The sequence below is a fragment of the Rhodanobacter spathiphylli B39 genome, from assembly GCF_000264295.1.
GTDB classification, from domain to species: Bacteria; Pseudomonadota; Gammaproteobacteria; order Xanthomonadales; family Rhodanobacteraceae; genus Rhodanobacter; species Rhodanobacter spathiphylli.
Map to the genome: position 1 here is coordinate 55,446 of NZ_AJXT01000005.1, position 16,609 is coordinate 72,054.

The window sequence follows — 16,609 nt, forward strand, 5'->3', positions numbered from 1 at the left end:
CCTCGTTTTGCCCTGAAACGCGCCGCCGCGTTCATATGCCCGCCGGGTGGCAGGCCCTATCATCGAACCACTTGATTGCCGGAATTCCCCACGTTGGCCTTTCTGACCCGCATTCGCCTGTTCGCCCGACGCTGCTGGCCGTGGCTGCGCATCCCGTTCTGGATCGGCACGGGTTTGCTGGTCGGCTTCGTGCTGCCGTACACCCTGGTGTTGAACAAGCGCGTCCAGGACCGCTTCAACGAACTGGTGTTCGCGGTACCGACCCGCGTCTACGCCCGTCCGTTGCCGCTGGCGGCCGGCGAGCCGATGACGTCTTCCGCGCTGGAACTGGAACTCACCTTCGCCGGCTACAGCCATGACGGCAAGGGCCAGGTCGCCGGCAGCTGGCAGAAGGAAGGTCTGCGCTACACGATTTCCTCGCGCGGCTACGCCGGCCCCGACGGCGGCGAACTGCCCAAGCGCATCCGCGTCAGCCTGGGTGGCGGCTCGATCAGGTCGGTGCAGGACGCGGCCAGCGGCAAGCCGATCGAGCTGGCCCACCTGGACCCGGCGCGCATCGCCACGCTGTACGGCGCCAGCCAGGAAGAGCGCCGCTTCGTGCGCCTTGCCGACGTGCCGCCGCTGCTGGTCAGCGGCCTGCAGGCAGTCGAGGACCGCGACTTCAACCACCACATCGGCATCGATTTCAGCGCGATCGCGCGGGCGGCGTTCGCCAACCTGCGCGCGGGGCATACCGTGCAGGGCGGCTCCACGCTGACCCAGCAGCTGGTGCGCAACCTGTTCCTCAGCCGCGACCAGAACTTCACCCGCAAGATCAACGAAGCGCTGATGTCGCTGCTGCTGGAGGCGCATTACAGCAAGGGGCGGATTCTCGAGGCCTACGTCAACGACGTCTTCCTCGGCCAGCAGGGCAGCCAGGCCGTGCACGGCTTCGCGGCCGCGTCGGAGTTCTACTTCGGCCGGCGACTCGAAGACCTGCGCCCGCAGGAAATCGCCTTGCTGGTGGGCATGGTCAAGGGCCCGAGCTTCTACGATCCGCGCCGATCGCCGCAGCGCGCGCTGACCCGCCGCAACCTGGTGCTGAAGGAATTCTTCGAGACCAACCTGATCACCGCGGTCCAGCTCAACGCGGCCCAGGCCGCGCCGCTGGACATCGTCAGCAACGGCCAGTTGCCGCACAACCGCTTCCCGGCGTTCATGGACCTGGTGCGCAAGCAGATCACCGCCGACTTCGACGAGGACGCGCTGCGCGAAGGCAACCTGTCGATCTTCACCACGCTCGATCCGGCGGCGCAGATCTACACCGAGCAGGCGATCACCAGCACGCTCAAGGGCCTGGGCAAGCGTGGCGACGGCGTGCAGGCGGCGGCGGTGGTGACCAATGCGCACAGCGGCAGCGTGCTGGCCGTGGTCGGCAGCAAGATCCCCGGTGATCCGGGTTTCAACCGGGCACTCGATGCGCGCCGGCCGATCGGCTCGACGATCAAGCCGTTCGTCTACCTGGTGGCGCTGACCCAGCCCGAGCGCTGGAACCTGGCCAGCCTGGTGGACGACAGCCCGGTCAGCATGCGCCAGCCCGACGGCAGCCAGTGGACACCGCAGAACGACGACCATCGCAGCCACGACCCGCTGATCATGGTCGATGCGCTGGCGCACTCGTGGAACCTGGCCACGATCCACCTGGGCATGGACGTGGGCCTGCCGCGCATCCAGGCGTTCCTGAAGTCGTTCGGCATCGGCGACATCAATCCCAGCCCGTCGCTGCTGATCGGCGCGCTGGACCTGGCGCCGCTGCAACTGACCCAGCTCTACCAGTACCTCGCTGCCGACGGGCACGCGCTGCCGCTGGTGGCGGTGCGCGGCGTGCTCGACGGCAACGGCCGCACGATCAAGCGCTACCAGGTGCAGGGTGGCGCGGGCGAATACCAGGAAGCCGTGCGGCTGACCACCTGGGCGATGCAGCAGGTGGCCGAATACGGCACCGCCAGCGCGCTGGGCAATTCCGCGCTGGCTTCGCTGCATGCCGCGGGCAAGACCGGCACCAGCAACGACATGCGCGACAGCTGGTTTGCCGGCTTCACCGGCGAGCACCTGGCGGTGTTCTGGATGGGCCGCGACGACAACAAGCCGACCACGCTGTTCGGCGCCAGCGGCGGCCTGCGCGCGTGGCGCGACCTGTTCGCCAAGCTCCCCACGCAGCCGCTGCCGGCGGCACCGGGCACCGGCCTGGAGATGGCCTGGCTCAATCCCGCCACCGGCAAGCGTACCGAACCGCAATGCGAAGGTGCGCAGCAGGTGCCGGTGATCGCCGGCACCGTGTCGGCCGACACCGAAGGCTGCTTCTGGCAGAACCTGTTCGGCAGCGGCGACAACCCGCCGCCCGCCGACGCGCCGGTCGCGGCGCCTGCCATACCGAATGGAAACTGATCATGCTGTTCCGTGTCAGACATCTGCTGCTGTCCCTGCTCACCGCCGGCCTGCTCGCCGGCTGCGGCATGTTCGCCACCACGCCGCCCGCGCCGGCGCAGGTGCCCTTGCCGACCTATGACCAGGTGGCGGCGATCCGCGCGGCCGGAGCCCGCGAGAAGTCGATCATCGACGTCAATCCGCTGCGCGATCCCGGCGTCGACGCGCTGCAGGACGCCGCGAAGCAGGACGAGCAGGCCGGCAAATACGGCGCCGCCGCCGGCAAGCTCGACCAGGCCCTGAAGCTCAGCCCCGATTCGCCGGAACTGCTGCAGGAACGCGCCGAAGTGGCCGTGCGACTGAAGGATTTCGGCGCCGCCGAGCGCCTCGCCCATCGCTCGTGGAGCCTGGGCCCGCGGCTAGGCCCGCTGTGCGCACGCAACTGGCAGACCATCGTCGAAATGCGCCTGCAGGCCCGCGACCAGGCCGGTGCCGCCACTGCCCGCAAGTGGGTGGGGCAGTGCCACAAGGCCGGCGTGCCGCGGTACTGATAGGTTGTGAGTTTTTCAACCTCTCAGATCGGCCAAGGACGGCCGAGCATGAAGCAGTCACACAAGTGACTGTTTCATGTGAGCGAGTCCGGACATGCGCCGGACTCGCGATAGAAGAAAGCCACAGGAAGTGGTTTTCTTCTCAGGCTCTGAGTCAGCCGACGGGATCGCTCGCGTTTTCTCGCGCACCCGGCCAAGCGGACGTGCACACACGGCACGCGCGAATCACCGGCAGGTCGCGGTGCCGCGGCAAGCTTATTGGCAATGCGCCTCGGTCAGCCGCAAGCGCGATCCGGAGCGGGTGGTCGCGTAATTCACGCTGCAGCGTTTCATGCCGTGGGGCATCGGCTTCGCAATGAACAGCGTGGTGCCAACATAGAAGCACGCGACCCACAGAGGCTCGTCGGTCGACGGGGAGAAGGTCCAGACGTCCAGCGATTTTCCGCCGCCTTCCACGGTGCTGTCCGGTGCCAGCGACACCTGCTCCGACGGCGGCCCCGAATAGAATCCGACGCGATCGAGCGAACGGGTTCCGGTCGGCGTCACCACCTGCCAATCGCCCGGCGGACTGGCCGCGCTCGTGACAGCAAGCGTCGCCGGACAGTCGATCGGCTGCATCGCGGCGCATCCTGTTGACAGGGCAAGCAGGAAAGCACAAAAAAGGAAAGTCTTCATCGCATTCTCCCGCTATTCAATGACGTAAAACGAATCACCGTCGTTGCTGCGTTTCGTTCCGGGCGGGCGATGGAACCGGATGACCCGTTGTAAGACCTCACCCTGACTGTTCCACTGATCCAACACCACGATGCCACGACTGTCGTGGCTGAGATAGATCGCGGCATGTCTGCCCGAACTGTCGGTCGGGTATTTCGCATGGTCATCGAAGGTCGCGATGGCGGTGCCGCGAGCGAGTTCGCCGGGCTTGATGGATTTGACCAGTCGGCCACGAATCCATAGTGACGTCTGTGGAGCGGCGGTGACCTGGCGGACAAACTCGACGCACTCGGTATGTCCCTTCGTGTTGACGAACTTTCGCTTTCCGTAGACCGACGCTTCCTCGACGTTCATCAGATAAGGCATCTTCATCTTCCTTGATCGAAGCACTGGCTGGCAGGAATCCCACGATCCCTCCCGGATACTGGGAGCAAGATCGTATCGTCATGCTCCACGCGTAGTCATGTCGGGACTTTCCTTTCCGTGGGCGGGCCAGCCGACATGTGCTTGGGGGCATTCTTCTGGTCTTGTGTTCGTCGCCACACCCTGCCGGTTGCGCGGTGACTCAGAACAGCGCCGTCAGCACCAGCACGATGCCGACGATGCTCACTGTCCAGACCACCGTGCGCAGGTAGGGGATGCCGGCGGCATATACCGGCAGGTAGACCAGTCGGCTCCAGAAATACAGCTGGGCGCCGAGCGCGATCGTGCCGTCGTGGCGCTGCAGCACCAGGGCGAGCAGCACGACCACCGCGAACAGCGGGAAGGTTTCGAGGAAGTTTTGGCTGGCGCGGCACAGCCGCGCGGGGATGCCGGTCAGTGCCTTCGGTTCACCGTCGCGGGCGCTGGCGGCCCAGCCCAGGCCGCGCTGGCTCACCGAGCCGGTGGCGGCCAGTGCGATCTGCACCAGGCCCAGCACCACGCTCCACAACAGCATGCAAAGTTCGGTCGTCATGCGGCACATCTCCCGGTGGCGGTGCCCGCATGGTGAACGATTGTCGCGGGCGCGGCCAGTGACGCCGATGCGGCTCAGGCCACCTTCCGAAGTCGACTGGCCGGCAGCAGCTGTTGCACCCGTTCCAGCGGAATGCGGTCGCCGGCGTCGCGGCCGTAGTACGCCTCGACGATGCGGCCGTGCTCGTCGATCACGAAGTCGGCCGGCATCAGGTTGCCGGTGTTGAGCCCGGCCAGGCCGACCAGGCGCATGCCCTTCAGCAAAGTCGGCACGCGCGTCACGATCGCCTTCAGCTTGCGCCACAGCGAGCGCTCGATGCCGTAGATCTCGTGCGCGCGCGAGGTCGGGTCGGCCGCCAGCGGGAACGGTCGCGGCCGATGTCCGGCGAAGCGCAGCACGTCCGCCTGCGAGGCGCTGAACACCGCCACGATGTCCAGACCGCGCGCGGCCAGTGCCGCGTGTTCGCTGGTCAGTTCGTAGATGCGGAAATTGCAGAACGGGCAGGCCGCGTCGCGGAAAAACGAGAGCAGGGTCAGTCGCCCCGCGCGATGGATCGCGATCGGACGGCCGTGGATGTCGACCAGGTCAAGCGCGGGTGCGGCGGCGGGTGCGAACAGTCTCACGTGGATTCTCCCTGGGGTGGTGTCAGGCAAGTTGATGCAGTGGAGCGCGCCAAGGTTCCGCCCCGGGTTTTGTGGCGCGTCGCCGCTCCGCCATACTTGCCGGATGACTGCCCTCGACGACACCGGGTCCGACGACCTCGACGCCCTGCTCGGTGCCGACGGCCCGTTCGCCCGCGAGCTGCCGAACTTCGCGCCGCGACTGGCCCAGCAGGTGATGGCGCGCGCCGTGCAGCAGGCGATCGCGGGCCGCGACACGCTGGTCGCCGAGGCCGGCACCGGCACCGGCAAGACCTACGCCTACCTGGTGCCGGCGCTGCTGTCGGGCGAGCGGGTGATCATCTCCACCGGCACCAAGGCGCTGCAGGACCAGCTGTATTTCCGCGACCTGCCGAAGGTGCGCTCGGTGCTGGACGCACGGCTGAAGACGGCCTTGCTGAAGGGCCGCGCGAATTACCTGTGCCTGTACCGGCTGGACCAGACCGTGCGCGAAGGCGCCACCTTCGAACGCGCCCAGGCCGCCCAGCTCGCCACGATCCGTGCCTGGTCCGCGCGCACCCGCCGCGGCGACCGCATGGAACTGGCCGAGGTGCCGGAGGAATCGCCGCTGTGGCCGCGGGTGACCTCGACCGCGGAGAACTGCCTCGGCGTGGAGTGTCCGTTCCACGAGGACTGCCACGTGTTCAAGGCGCGCCGCGAGGCGATGGAGGCGGACGTGGTGGTGGTCAACCATCACCTGCTGTTTGCCGACCTCGCGCTGAAGCAGGAGGGCTTCGGCGAGATCCTGCCCGGCGCGGCGGCCTTCATCCTCGACGAGGCGCACCAGATTCCCGAACTGGCTGGCCAGTTCTTCTCGCAAAGCCTCAGCGCGCGCCAGCTCACCGACATGGCGCAGGACGCGCTGACCGAATGCAGCGGCGTCACCGGCGCGATCGGCCTGCTGCTGGAACCGGTCGAGGCGCTGCAGGACGCGCTGCGCAAACTGCGCCTGGCGATGGACCCGCTGCCCACGCGCGGCGCCTTCGCGCTGCTGGAGGATCGCGCCGATGTGCGCACCGCGCTGCACGAGCTGGGCGAACTGCTGGCCACGCTGGCCGAGCTGCTCGCCTCGCAGGCCGAGCGCTCGCGCGGCTTCGCCAACCTGCACGAACGCGCCGCGCTGTTCAGCGAGCGGCTGGAGCGCATCGTCGAGACGCACGGCGACCAGGACGTGCGCTGGTACGAAACCTTTCCCCGCGGCTTTGCCTTGTACGCCACGCCGCTGGACCTGGCCGCGCCGATGCGCGGCCTGCGCGAGCGGACCCAGGCGGCGTGGATACACACCTCGGCGACCCTGTCGGTGGCCGGCAACTTCGATCATTTCGCGCGCCAGCTCGGCCTGGACGAGCCGCAGACGCTGAGCCTGGAAAGCCCGTTCGACTATGCGCAGCAGGCCTTGTGCTACCTGCCGTCGGGCTTGCCCGATCCCAACGCGCGCGACTACACCGAGCAGGTGATCGACGCCGTGCTGCCGGTGCTGCACGCATCGAATGGCCGCGCCTTCCTGCTGTTCACCTCGCACCGGGCGCTGCGTCGTGCCGCCGAACTGTTGCAGGACAAGGTGCCGTGGCCGCTGTTCGTGCAGGGCACCGCGCCGCGCCCGCGCTTGCTGGAGGAATTCCGCGCCAGCGGCCACGGCGTGCTGCTGGGCGCGGCCAGTTTCTGGGAAGGCGTCGACGTGGTCGGCGAGGCGCTCAGCGTGGTGGTGATCGACAAGCTGCCGTTCGCTGCGCCCGACGATCCGGTGCTGATGGCGCGCCTTGCCGCGCTCGAACAATCCGGCATCAACCCGTTCATGGGCTGGCAGGTGCCCAGCGCGGTGATCGCGCTGAAGCAGGGTGCCGGCCGCCTGATCCGCAGCGTGCACGACCGCGGCGTGCTGGTGCTGTGCGACCCGCGCCTCACCGGCAAGGGCTACGGCAAGCTGTTCCTCGCCAGCGTGCCGCCGATGCCGCGCACCCGCGAGCTGGCGGACGTGCAGGCGTTCTTCAGCGACGAGCCGCAGGTGACCGCGAAGGATTCCTCCCGGGCGTAGCGCAGCGAGGTCGAAGGGGATTACCCTGAGCCCGCCCACAACCCGATCGGGAGAACATCGCAACATGGCCAAGGTCATCGGACTCGGCGGCATCTTCTTCAAGTCGCGCGATCCCGCGGCGCTCACCGCGTGGTACGCGAAGCATCTCGGCCTCGATGCCGAAGCATGGGGTGGCGCGCGCTTCGTCGAAGACGAGCAGCGTCCGGGCTACACGCTGTGGTCGCCGTTCGCGGCCGATACCGAGTACTTCGGCCCCGGCCCGCAAGCGTGCATGATCAACTTCCGCGTCGACGACCTCGACGCGCTGCTGGCGCAACTGCGTGCCGCCGGTGTCGCGGTGGACGAGCGCGTCGAGGAGAGCGAGTTCGGTCGCTTCGGCTGGATCACCGACCCCGAAGGCGCGCGCGTCGAGCTGTGGCAGCCGCCCCGGTAAGCGTTCGTTTCCTGTCGCAGCGCAACCAGGCCATGAGCCCGACATCGCACCGCGACCGCGAGCGGAACGGCCATCCGGCGGAACCCGACCTGGTCACGGCCCCCGAACTGCTGCCCGTGCTGGAAGCCCTGCGTCGGCGCGAGCCGATCTTCCACCGGCCGGGATTCGGCAGCCGCCGCGCCGACTTCGAACGCATGGTCGAGGCGGATTTCTGGGAAGTCGGTGCCTCCGGCCTGCGCTACAGCCGCGCCCATGTCCTCGATGTCCTCGAACACCGCGCCCCCGATCCTGCCGAACACGGCTGGACAACCCGCGACTTCCACTGCCGCGAGCTCGGCCCCGACACCTACCTGCTCACCTACACCCTGGAGCAGGGCGAACGCGTGAGCCGTCGCAGCACGATCTGGCGACGCCGGGCAGATGACTGGGTGATCCTGTTCCATCAGGGAACGCTGGTGGCCGCGTCCTGAGGCGACCACCCTCAGCTGTTGGCGAACGCGAAACCGGTAGTCGCGCCCCATGCTTCCTGTCCAGGCGAAGGAGTTGCTGTCGATGATCCGCAAGCCCCGTGGTGCATGGCTGTTCCTGGCGTTTCTCGCCCTGAGTGCGGGGACGGCAGCCGCGCACGATGCCGATCCCGAGAACAAGGCGACCTCCACCGCCACGGTGGACACCGGCGTGCTGAAGGGCGCGCCGTACCGGGTGGACATCCCCGCGCACTGGAATGGCGACCTGGTCATGCAGCTGCACGGTTTCGAGCCGATCGGAACGCCGCGCCCCGCGCCCAGGCCACCCGGCGAGGAGGCGTCGCCGTTTCTGGCGGCCGGCTACGCGCTGGCGCAGAGCAGCTATGCCTCGCAGGGCTGGGCGGTGGATGACGCGCTGCGCGACAACGAGCGCCTGCGCGCCTGGTTCGTACGGCGGCACGGCCAGCCCCGGCATACCTACGTCGTGGGTTTTTCGATGGGCGGCTACGTCGTACTGGCCAGCCTGGAGCATCACGGCCGGCATTACGACGGCGGGCTGTCGCTGTGCGGTGCCAACGTGCCCGGCACACGCGTGTTCGACGACATCCTGACCTCCGTCGTCGCGTTCGACTACTTCTTTCCCCGCACGCCCGGCTTGCCGCCGGGTGGCCTCGCCGATCCCGCCGCGCCCGCGCTGGGCCAGATGGAAGTGATGCATGCAGTGGATGCGGCGTTGCAGACCGACAAACACGCCGCGCAGCTGCTCGCCACGCACCTGCACGTATCGCGCGAACGCCTGGCCGGTGCCATCGGCGTGCATTACCTGGTGTTGCACCAGATGCAGCAACGCGCCAAAGGCATGCCGGTCGACAATCGCGCCACGGTGTACGCCGGCTTCGGTGACGATGCGGCCTTCAATCGCGGCGTGCGCCGCTACGCCGGCGACCCGCAGGCCATGCGCTACCTGGCCGTGGCCACCTCGCTCAGCGGCAAGATCCACAAGCCGCTGGTGCTGCAGTACAACCACGATGACTTCCTCATCCCCGTGCGCTACCAGCCGGTGTATCCGGCCATGGTGCAGTCCGCCCACGGCCGCGCGCCGACCCTGCTGCCGTCAGTCGGCGAAGGCCATTGCGGCTTTGCGCCGGAGCAGATCATGCAGGCATTCCAGACCCTGACCCGCGAGGCCAGCGGCGGGCCCACGGGGTGAAGACGACCTCGCGCTGACTTCCTCCCGTCGTGGGCTCCACGGCTATCCCGGGCAGCGGCGCCGTCGAACGCCACGCCGCTCCCTTCAGTGCGGTGCCGGCCGGCTCCTGCGCACCCGTCGCGCCACCGGCACCAGCGCGAGCAACGACACGATCGCGAAGCCGGCGCCGGCGAGGAAGGTGGCGCGCGAACCGAACGCATCCCACAGCCCGCCGGCCACCACGCTGGCCACCAGCAGGGCCAGTCCGCTGACCAGGTTGAACATGCCGTACGCCGTGCCGCGCAGGTCGGTCGGTGCCGCGTCGGCGACCATCGCGGCCAGCAGGCCCTGGGTCATGCCCATGTGCAGTCCCCACAACGCCACGCCCAGCGCCAGTCCAGCCAGTCCGCCGACGAAGGCCAAGGCCAGATCCGACAGCACCAGCACCAGCACGCCCAGCGCGAGCAGGCTGCCGTGGTCGAAGCGATCGGCCAGCACGCCGACCGGGTAGGACGACAGTGCATACACCACGTTCAGCACCACCAGCACCAGCGGAATCAGCACCAGCCCCAGGCCCAGCTCCTGCGCACGCAGCACCAGGAACGCCTCGCTGAAACGGGCCAGGGTAAATACCGCGGCGATCACCACCACGCCCCAGTACAGCGGCGGCAGGCGCGCCAACTCGGCGCGCGACAACGGCGAACGCGCCCGCCTGCTGTTCCGGTCGCGCGGCGCATCGTGCACGCCGAACAGCACCAGCGCGAACGCTGCAAGGCCTGGCACCACCGCGAACCAGAACACCCGCGGGATGTCGTCGGCGGTCAGCCACATCAGGGCGATCGCCAGCACCGGGCCGAGGAACGCGCCGGTGGTGTCCAGCGACTGGCGCAGGCCGAACGAGGCGCCGCGCAATTCGGCCGGTGCCAGGTCGGCGATCAGCGCGTCGCGCGGTGCGCCGCGGATGCCCTTGCCGACGCGGTCCACGAAACGCGCCGCGACCACCCAGCCGAGCGTGCTTGCCAGCGGAAAGACCGGCTTGGTGAAAGCGGCCAGGCCGTAGCCGAGCGCCACCAGCAACTTGCGCCGTCCCAGCCAGTCCGACAGTGCGCCGGAGAACACCTTGGTGATCGCCGCGGTGGATTCGGCGATGCCCTCGATCACGCCGACCGCCAGCGCCGAGGCACCGAGCGTGCCGACCAGGTACACCGGCAGCAGCGCGTGGATCATCTCCGAGGAGGTGTCCATCAGCATCGAGACCATGCCCAGCGCCCAGATGCCGGGCGGAATCCGGCGCAGCACGGAAGGCGCTTTCACCGTGGCGCTGCGGGTTGCTTCCAGGGACTGGCTCATCGTGGTGCCTATCGGAATGTCGCGGGTGGCTCGGACCGCCTGGTGGCGGGCAGGGTGCAGGCGAGATCGTAACCGCCGAGATCGTAACCGCGCTTGCCTCAACTCGGGCATCCATGCCGATGCCTGGAGCGCGGCCGCTGCTGCGGCTACTTGCGGCAGCACACTTGCGTGATGCTCCTGCTCAGCCTTCTATCCTTGCGCCCGCGCATACCGCATCGGCGACTGCCCGACGTGGCGGGCGAAGGCGACGCTGAAGGTGCTGGCCGAACTGTAGCCGACGCGTTCGGCTACTTCGGTCAGTGCGCCTTCCCGGCGCCGCAGCAATTGCTTGGCCAGCGCCATGCGCCAGGCGAGCAGATAGGCCATCGGGGCGATGCCGACGGCGCGGCTGAAACGTTCGAAGAATGCCGAGCGGGACAGTGCCGCCGCTTTCGCCAGTTGCGCGACCGTCCATGGCCGAGCGGGATTTTCGTGCATTTGCCGTATCGCCTCGGCGAGACGGGTGTCGGCGAGGCCGTGCAGGAGACCGGGTGACGCAGCCGTCCCCGCGCCGGATCGAAGCGCTTCGATAAACAGCACTTCCAGCAGGCGGGAGAGGATGACATCGCGTGCGGGGCGACGGGCGCGGGATTCGTCGGCGACAAGCTGCACCACGGCAGCCAGCCTCTTGTCGTCGCGCACGTGCACCAGCCGCGGCAGCAGCGAAACCAGCAAGGCCGCATCCGGTGAAGCGAAGCTGCAGTGGCCCACCAGCAATCGGACATCGGGCGGACCGGCAGGGTGGCCGAGCCGGAACTCGCCATCAGGCATTGGCATCGGCGGTGAGTCGACGTCTTCCGGGGTCAGCGCTTCCTGGCTGGTCATGGTGAAGTTCTGCGCCGCCGGGATCAGCACGAAATCGCCCGCATGAAGCATGATCGGCGCGTCGTCGTCGACCTTCAGGCGGCACGATCCGTCAATGACCACGCAGTAGAACGGCTGCCCGACTTCCTCGCGACGGACACGCCAGCGACCGGCGCCCACCACGACCTTGGAGAAGCGGGCGGCTGGCTGCAGCAGCGTGACAATCTCCGCAAGCGGGTCGATCATGAAGGACTCCTGCAAAAGAATAATGGACTTTCTATCATAGCAAGTCCTGACCAACCCGCCTATCGTTTCGACTCCGCCCACCATTACGGAGTCATCATGAAAACCATCCTGATCACCGGCTGCTCGTCCGGCTTCGGCCTCGAGATTGCCCGCCATTTCCTAGACCGCGACTGGAATGTCATCGCCACCATGCGCACGCCGCGCGAGGACCTGCTGCCCCGCTCCGCACGCCTGCGCGTGCTCCCCCTCGACGTGACCGATCCGCAAAGCATTGCTGCAGCAGTGGACGCGGCGGGGCCGATTGACGTGCTGGTGAACAACGCGGGGATCGGCGTGTTGAACGCACTGGAGGGCACCACCATGGACATCGCGCGCACGGTCTTCGAAACGAACACGCTGGGCACGATCGCGATGACCCGCGCGGTGCTGCCCCGGTTTCGTGAGCGGCGGGCGGGGCGCATCGTGAACATCACCTCCAGTGTGACGCTGAAACCGCTGCCGCTGCTTTCCGTCTACACCGCCAGCAAGGCGGCCATCAATGCATTCACCGAATCGCTGGCGCTGGAACTGCAGCCGTTTCATGTGCAGGTGAACCTCGTGCTGCCGGGGCGGGCTCCGGACACGGCCTTTGGCGAGAACGCACGGCCCCTGATGCAGGACGGCTTTCCCGAGGCCTACGACAGCTTTGCGCAGCGGGTTCTTGCGGAGTCGCGGCAGTCGTCCGAGATCACGCTGTCACGCGACGTGGCCGAAGCGGTGTGGCGTGCGGTGAACGATCCCGCGTGCCCGCTTCGCATTCCCGCGGGTGCGGACGCGGTGGCGGTGGCCGGGGTGCCCTGATCAGGGCCTCGCATGGCGGGTGCGGGTGACACGGCGTTGAATGCCGTCAGCTCCGCGCCGAACATCGCGCGCAAGCGCGCTCCTGCAGGCAAGGTGATTCGATCGCCGAAGGCGATGGATCACTCGGGGCGGCGATCACCGCGCCACATCCCACCCCGGCACCGCAAACGCATCCACCAGAAAATCCACCAGCCTGCGCGTCTTGATCGGCAGGTGCTTGCGCGACGGATACACCGCGTGGATGCCGAGCGTCATCGTGCTGTAGGTCGGCAGCAGTTCAACCAGGTCGCCGCGGCGCAGGTCGTCGGCGATGATGAAGTCCGGTTGCAGGATGATGCCCTGGTGGTCCAGCGCGGCGGCACGGCAGGTGTCGCCGTTGTTGGCGTGGATGCGGGCGTGGGTGCGGGTTATCGCGAGTTGTCTGCCCCGGAGGTTTTCGCCATCAACGAACCATCAATTCAGCGGCGCGCAAGGCCAGCCTGGAAATGACCCGAAAGAGCAGGTCAAATACGTACTGCACGAACGCAACGGTGATATTCATCGTGGCGGTGATGGTGCGGCCCATGAAACGCATCGCTGCAGACATCAATTGTCGAATCATCCCGGCAAGCTTGATCGACTGCAGGGCGCCACTGTAGAGCAGATGTGCCAGGCGATCGACGATCGTCGCACCGCCCAGCAGTGCGAGGCCTACGCCGTGACCTATCTGCTTCAATATCCAGTCCAGCGAGGACAGGATCATTCTCAATGCCGTGGCCGACAACATGATACTCGGCCCACTGACATCCGCGGCAGCAGCAAGCCAGACTTGAGCAGCTTCGAGGCTGCCCAGCGACGCCTCCCGGATAGGTAACCCGATCCATCCGAGCGACCCTACCGAGTGCGAGTATGTGGTCATCGAATGTGCGGCGGCGCTGATCACCTTGCCGGGCCCCTTCATGGCATAAGCACGGGATCCATAAGGTGCATGGCAATACGGATAGACAGGCACCATCGGCACCAGGTCCGTGTCGTGATATACGCGAAAGATGTTGTTGGTACCAAGCTTGTTGGTCAGATATTCAGCGTGCTGTCCTACCCCGGCGCGAGGTGCGCCGAAGGTGTACAAGATCAGTCGGCAGCCGGTATCGCCGAGACTATCCGCCAGCAGCGTCGCGATCGCGCCACCGAGACTGTGGCCCACAAGATGGATGGTCGATACATTGCGACCACGCAATGCCGACCTTACCTGCGGAAGGATGATTTGCGCGGCCGCCCAAAATCCTGAGTGAACGCAGAACCCGCTCGGCCCATTCACGCCGCCCAGCCGCGCATTGGTCATCCAGTCGCAGGCACTCAGCATAAATGTTCCTCGAATCGACACGAGGCATTCGCCTTGCCTGGCACCCTCGCCCCATGCGACGTAACCGAACCCGGTGGTTTTATTCAACGGCGCACCCAGGCCCGTGGTTCCTGTCAACCTTGTGGCGTCGAGCAACCGAAAGGCGTGACGGGTCAATGGCGCGGCAGCTGCCATGCGACGCATGTCCGTGGAGTCGCGGAGTGTGTAAGCGCTACTGGCGATTTCGGCTGAATCGGCAGGTGAAAGTTCCATGAGCCTGGCTCCCATTGCGTGGTGTTGTCTTGCTGGCGTCAAACAGCCTTGCAGATTCCGTAATGCTTTCCTTCAAAGTCCGGCTCGCGAGAAAGTTCGCACTGCAGACGAAGTGGGTGGCCGTCCAGCTCGGAGTTGAGCTCATAGCTGTTCTTCGTATGGATCCATGCCTCGTACTCTTTACCGGCGTACGTGATGATGATCGTCTGCGTGATCACCGGTTCATGCGGCACGATTCTGCTAAGGCCCGCTCGTCGTTCGACTATCGCAAAATGAAACCGGCCCGATGAATCGCTCAATGCTCGTTGCACGGGCAACTTCTCGTCAAACAACCTCAATTCCTGCCGAATCTCCGCCTCCTCCACTGGCGCGCCATCCTTCAGCACTACACCAGACACGGGCGAAAACAACACCAGCGAAGTAAACAGACCCATTGCACTTCCCCCGGAAATAACCAGCAGCAAAGCGGCCGCAACCAGCAGGCGATGCAGAATGCTCCGCTTCCTGCACTTTCTCGCCTCGCGTGCGCCGACCGTAGCGTTTGGCAATGGCACGTAGGCGTCCCCGATAGCTGCGGATGCGGTTGATCTTGCCTGCCGCACAAGCGCCGTGCAATCTCGGGGAGACTGAGAAATGCAAGTCGGGTTCACTTCCTGCAAACGATATAGCTGATGCCCTGCCGGCCGCTGCGAACAATGGACGTTATCGCGAGATAGGGTCCACACGAAAACCGGGGCGAGGGAAGTTGAGCAGGACGAAACCCGATGAGACTGCATGTTGGAGTGTCCACTTCTGGGCGAAATCGACACTCGCCCGACTGGCAAGATCCCGCCTCAGGTCGCCACTGATCACCGCGCCACATCCCACCCCGGCACCGCAAACGCCTCCACCAGAAAATCCACCAGCCTGCGCGTCTTGATCGGCAGGTGCTTGCGCGACGGATACACCGCGTGGATGCCGAGCGTCATCGTGCTGTAGGTCGGCAGCAGTTCGACCAGGTCGCCGCGGCGCAGGTCGTCGGCGATGATGAAGTCCGGTTGCAGGATGATGCCCTGGTGATCGAGCGCGGCGGCACGGCAGGTGTCGCCGTTGTTGGCGTGGATGCGGGCGTGGGTGCGCACCACGACGGGGCTGTCGTCGGGCGCGGTGAAGATCCATTCGTCGCGGGCGGCGAAGTAGCTGTAGGAGATGACCTCGTGCTGGGCCAGTTCGGCGGGGTGTGTGGGCGTGCCGTGCTGCGCCAGGTAGGCCGGCGATGCGCAGGCGATCATGCGGGTGGTGGCGAGTCGCCGGCTGACCAGCTGCGAGCTGGGCAGGTTGGTGATGCGCACGGCGAGGTCGTAGCCCTCCTCGACGAGGTCGACGACGCGATCGCTCAGTTCGATGTCCAGCGACACTTTTGGATACCGCTGCGCGAAGCGTCCCCATAGCGGGGCCAGGTGCAGCACGCCGAAGGTGAGCGGCGCATTGATGCGCAGCCTTCCGCTGGGCTCGCCGCTGCGCGAGCTGATTTCCGATTCCGCCTCGTCGGCCGCGGCCAGCAGCTCTTTCGCCCGGGCGAAGAACAGCTGGCCATCGTCGGTCAGCGACAGTCGTCGCGTGGTCCGGTGCAGCAGGCGCGCCCCAAGACGTTGCTCGAGTTCGCCGACATGGCGCGACACCGCCGCCTTGGACAGGTCGGTGGCCTCGGCGGCGCCGACGAAGCTGCCGGCTTCGACCACCGCCACGAAGCTGGCCATTTCCTGGAATTTGTCCACGGCACGGTCCCTTTGTCTCGATTTGCGGAACAGTAAGTCAATCCAGATCCAGTTTATCGGTATTCCTTTGGCGAATAGAGTGTCTTCCATCAACTCGCTCCATCACCCCATCACCAAAGGACTTGTCATGAACGCCTCGCTTGCGCTGTTTGGCCGCATCGGCCTTTCGCTGATCTTCATCATCTCCGGCTGGGGCAAGATCGCCGCCTACGCCGGCACCCAGCAGTACATGGAATCCGCAGGGTTGCCGGGCGCGCTGCTGCCGCTGGTGATCGCGCTGGAACTCGGTGGCGGCCTGGCCATCCTCACTGGCGCATTCACCCGCTGGATCGCGCTGGCGATGGCCGCGTTCTCGCTGGTCAGCGCCGTGGTGTTCCACGCCCACTTCGATGATGCCGCCCAGGCGATCAACTTCTGGAAGAACGTGGCGATGGCCGGCGGCTTCCTGATGGTCGCCGCGCACGGCGCCGGCGCGCTCAGCCTCGACCATCTGTGGAGCAAGCGCCGCGACGCCTGAGTTCCATCCTGCAGTTCACGCAACGGGCGCTTCGCGTCCGTTGCCCATGGAGA

18 protein-coding genes are annotated in these 16,609 nt (G+C 66.7%); 8 read left to right on the forward strand and 10 right to left on the reverse strand.

Translation table 11 applies throughout. The annotated features are described in order from the left end of the window. Positions 1-93: 93 nt before the first annotated feature. Positions 94-2,427, forward strand: coding sequence for a penicillin-binding protein 1B (gene mrcB / locus UU7_RS04170; RefSeq protein ID WP_007805653.1), 2,334 nt, complete (start codon positions 94-96; stop codon positions 2,425-2,427). A gap of 2 nt (positions 2,428-2,429) precedes the next feature. Further along, positions 2,430-2,957 (forward strand): tetratricopeptide repeat protein, encoded by a 528-nt coding sequence (locus UU7_RS04175; RefSeq protein WP_007805654.1) that lies wholly within the window; start codon positions 2,430-2,432, stop codon positions 2,955-2,957. Positions 2,958-3,212: 255 nt separating this feature from the next. On the opposite strand, the gene UU7_RS17335 is transcribed toward UU7_RS04175, so the two are convergent. The 4 genes from UU7_RS17335 to UU7_RS04195 all read right to left on the reverse strand — a co-directional run bounded on the left by UU7_RS17335 (position 3,213) and on the right by UU7_RS04195 (position 5,249). After that, on the reverse strand, positions 3,213-3,632 hold the full coding sequence (locus tag UU7_RS17335) for an STY0301 family protein (protein WP_157581859.1): 420 nt from the start codon (positions 3,630-3,632) through the stop codon (positions 3,213-3,215). 12 nt (positions 3,633-3,644) lie between these two features. Further along, positions 3,645-4,037: a BPSL0067 family protein gene (locus UU7_RS04185; RefSeq protein WP_007805663.1), complete on the reverse strand. Its 393-nt coding sequence runs from the start codon at positions 4,035-4,037 to the stop codon at positions 3,645-3,647. 199 nt (positions 4,038-4,236) lie between these two features. Then, positions 4,237-4,626: an MAPEG family protein gene (locus UU7_RS04190; RefSeq protein ID WP_007805664.1), complete on the reverse strand. Its 390-nt coding sequence runs from the start codon at positions 4,624-4,626 to the stop codon at positions 4,237-4,239. 74 nt (positions 4,627-4,700) lie between these two features. Beyond that, positions 4,701-5,249: a redoxin domain-containing protein gene (locus UU7_RS04195; protein WP_007805665.1), complete on the reverse strand. Its 549-nt coding sequence runs from the start codon at positions 5,247-5,249 to the stop codon at positions 4,701-4,703. Positions 5,250-5,352: 103 nt separating this feature from the next. On the opposite strand from UU7_RS04195, the gene yoaA reads away from it, so the two are divergent. From yoaA to UU7_RS04215, 4 genes are all read left to right on the forward strand, one after another. Further along, positions 5,353-7,320 (forward strand): DNA repair helicase YoaA, encoded by a 1,968-nt coding sequence (yoaA, locus tag UU7_RS04200; RefSeq protein WP_007805666.1) that lies wholly within the window; start codon positions 5,353-5,355, stop codon positions 7,318-7,320. Between the two features lie 64 nt (positions 7,321-7,384). Beyond that, positions 7,385-7,753: a VOC family protein gene (locus UU7_RS04205; protein ID WP_007805667.1), complete on the forward strand. Its 369-nt coding sequence runs from the start codon at positions 7,385-7,387 to the stop codon at positions 7,751-7,753. Positions 7,754-7,785: 32 nt separating this feature from the next. Continuing rightward, a complete protein-coding gene (locus UU7_RS04210; protein ID WP_007805668.1) occupies positions 7,786-8,223 on the forward strand; it encodes a nuclear transport factor 2 family protein in 438 nt (145 codons plus the stop codon). 49 nt (positions 8,224-8,272) lie between these two features. Continuing rightward, on the forward strand, positions 8,273-9,430 hold the full coding sequence (locus UU7_RS04215; RefSeq protein WP_007805669.1) for an alpha/beta hydrolase family protein: 1,158 nt from the start codon (positions 8,273-8,275) through the stop codon (positions 9,428-9,430). Positions 9,431-9,514: 84 nt separating this feature from the next. Here UU7_RS04215 and UU7_RS04220 read toward each other — a convergent pair whose 3' ends face one another. After that, positions 9,515-10,759 (reverse strand): MFS transporter, encoded by a 1,245-nt coding sequence (locus tag UU7_RS04220; RefSeq protein ID WP_007805670.1) that lies wholly within the window; start codon positions 10,757-10,759, stop codon positions 9,515-9,517. 189 nt (positions 10,760-10,948) lie between these two features. Beyond that, on the reverse strand, positions 10,949-11,848 hold the full coding sequence (locus UU7_RS04225; protein ID WP_007805672.1) for an AraC family transcriptional regulator: 900 nt from the start codon (positions 11,846-11,848) through the stop codon (positions 10,949-10,951). A 96-nt stretch (positions 11,849-11,944) separates the two neighbouring features. On the opposite strand from UU7_RS04225, the gene UU7_RS04230 reads away from it, so the two are divergent. Further along, positions 11,945-12,688: an SDR family oxidoreductase gene (locus UU7_RS04230; protein WP_007805674.1), complete on the forward strand. Its 744-nt coding sequence runs from the start codon at positions 11,945-11,947 to the stop codon at positions 12,686-12,688. Between the two features lie 135 nt (positions 12,689-12,823). Here the strand turns inward: UU7_RS04230 and UU7_RS17590 are convergent, their stop codons facing one another. The 4 genes from UU7_RS17590 to UU7_RS04245 form a co-directional block, all read right to left on the reverse strand. Further along, positions 12,824-13,099 (reverse strand): LysR substrate-binding domain-containing protein, encoded by a 276-nt coding sequence (locus UU7_RS17590; RefSeq protein ID WP_083845930.1) that lies wholly within the window; start codon positions 13,097-13,099, stop codon positions 12,824-12,826. A gap of 31 nt (positions 13,100-13,130) precedes the next feature. Beyond that, positions 13,131-14,282, reverse strand: a complete 1,152-nt coding sequence (locus tag UU7_RS17595; RefSeq protein ID WP_162098634.1) for a lipase family protein — start codon at positions 14,280-14,282, stop codon at positions 13,131-13,133. A gap of 38 nt (positions 14,283-14,320) precedes the next feature. Further along, a complete protein-coding gene (locus UU7_RS04240) occupies positions 14,321-14,836 on the reverse strand; it encodes a DUF6795 domain-containing protein (protein WP_202946787.1) in 516 nt (171 codons plus the stop codon). A gap of 294 nt (positions 14,837-15,130) precedes the next feature. Continuing rightward, entirely contained in the window at positions 15,131-16,039 is a 909-nt protein-coding gene (locus UU7_RS04245) for a LysR family transcriptional regulator (protein WP_007805679.1), read from the reverse strand. Positions 16,040-16,166: 127 nt separating this feature from the next. Between UU7_RS04245 and UU7_RS04250 the strand changes: the two genes are divergently transcribed. Continuing rightward, positions 16,167-16,556, forward strand: a complete 390-nt coding sequence (locus UU7_RS04250) for a DoxX family protein (RefSeq protein WP_007805680.1) — start codon at positions 16,167-16,169, stop codon at positions 16,554-16,556. Positions 16,557-16,609: the final 53 nt, after the last annotated feature.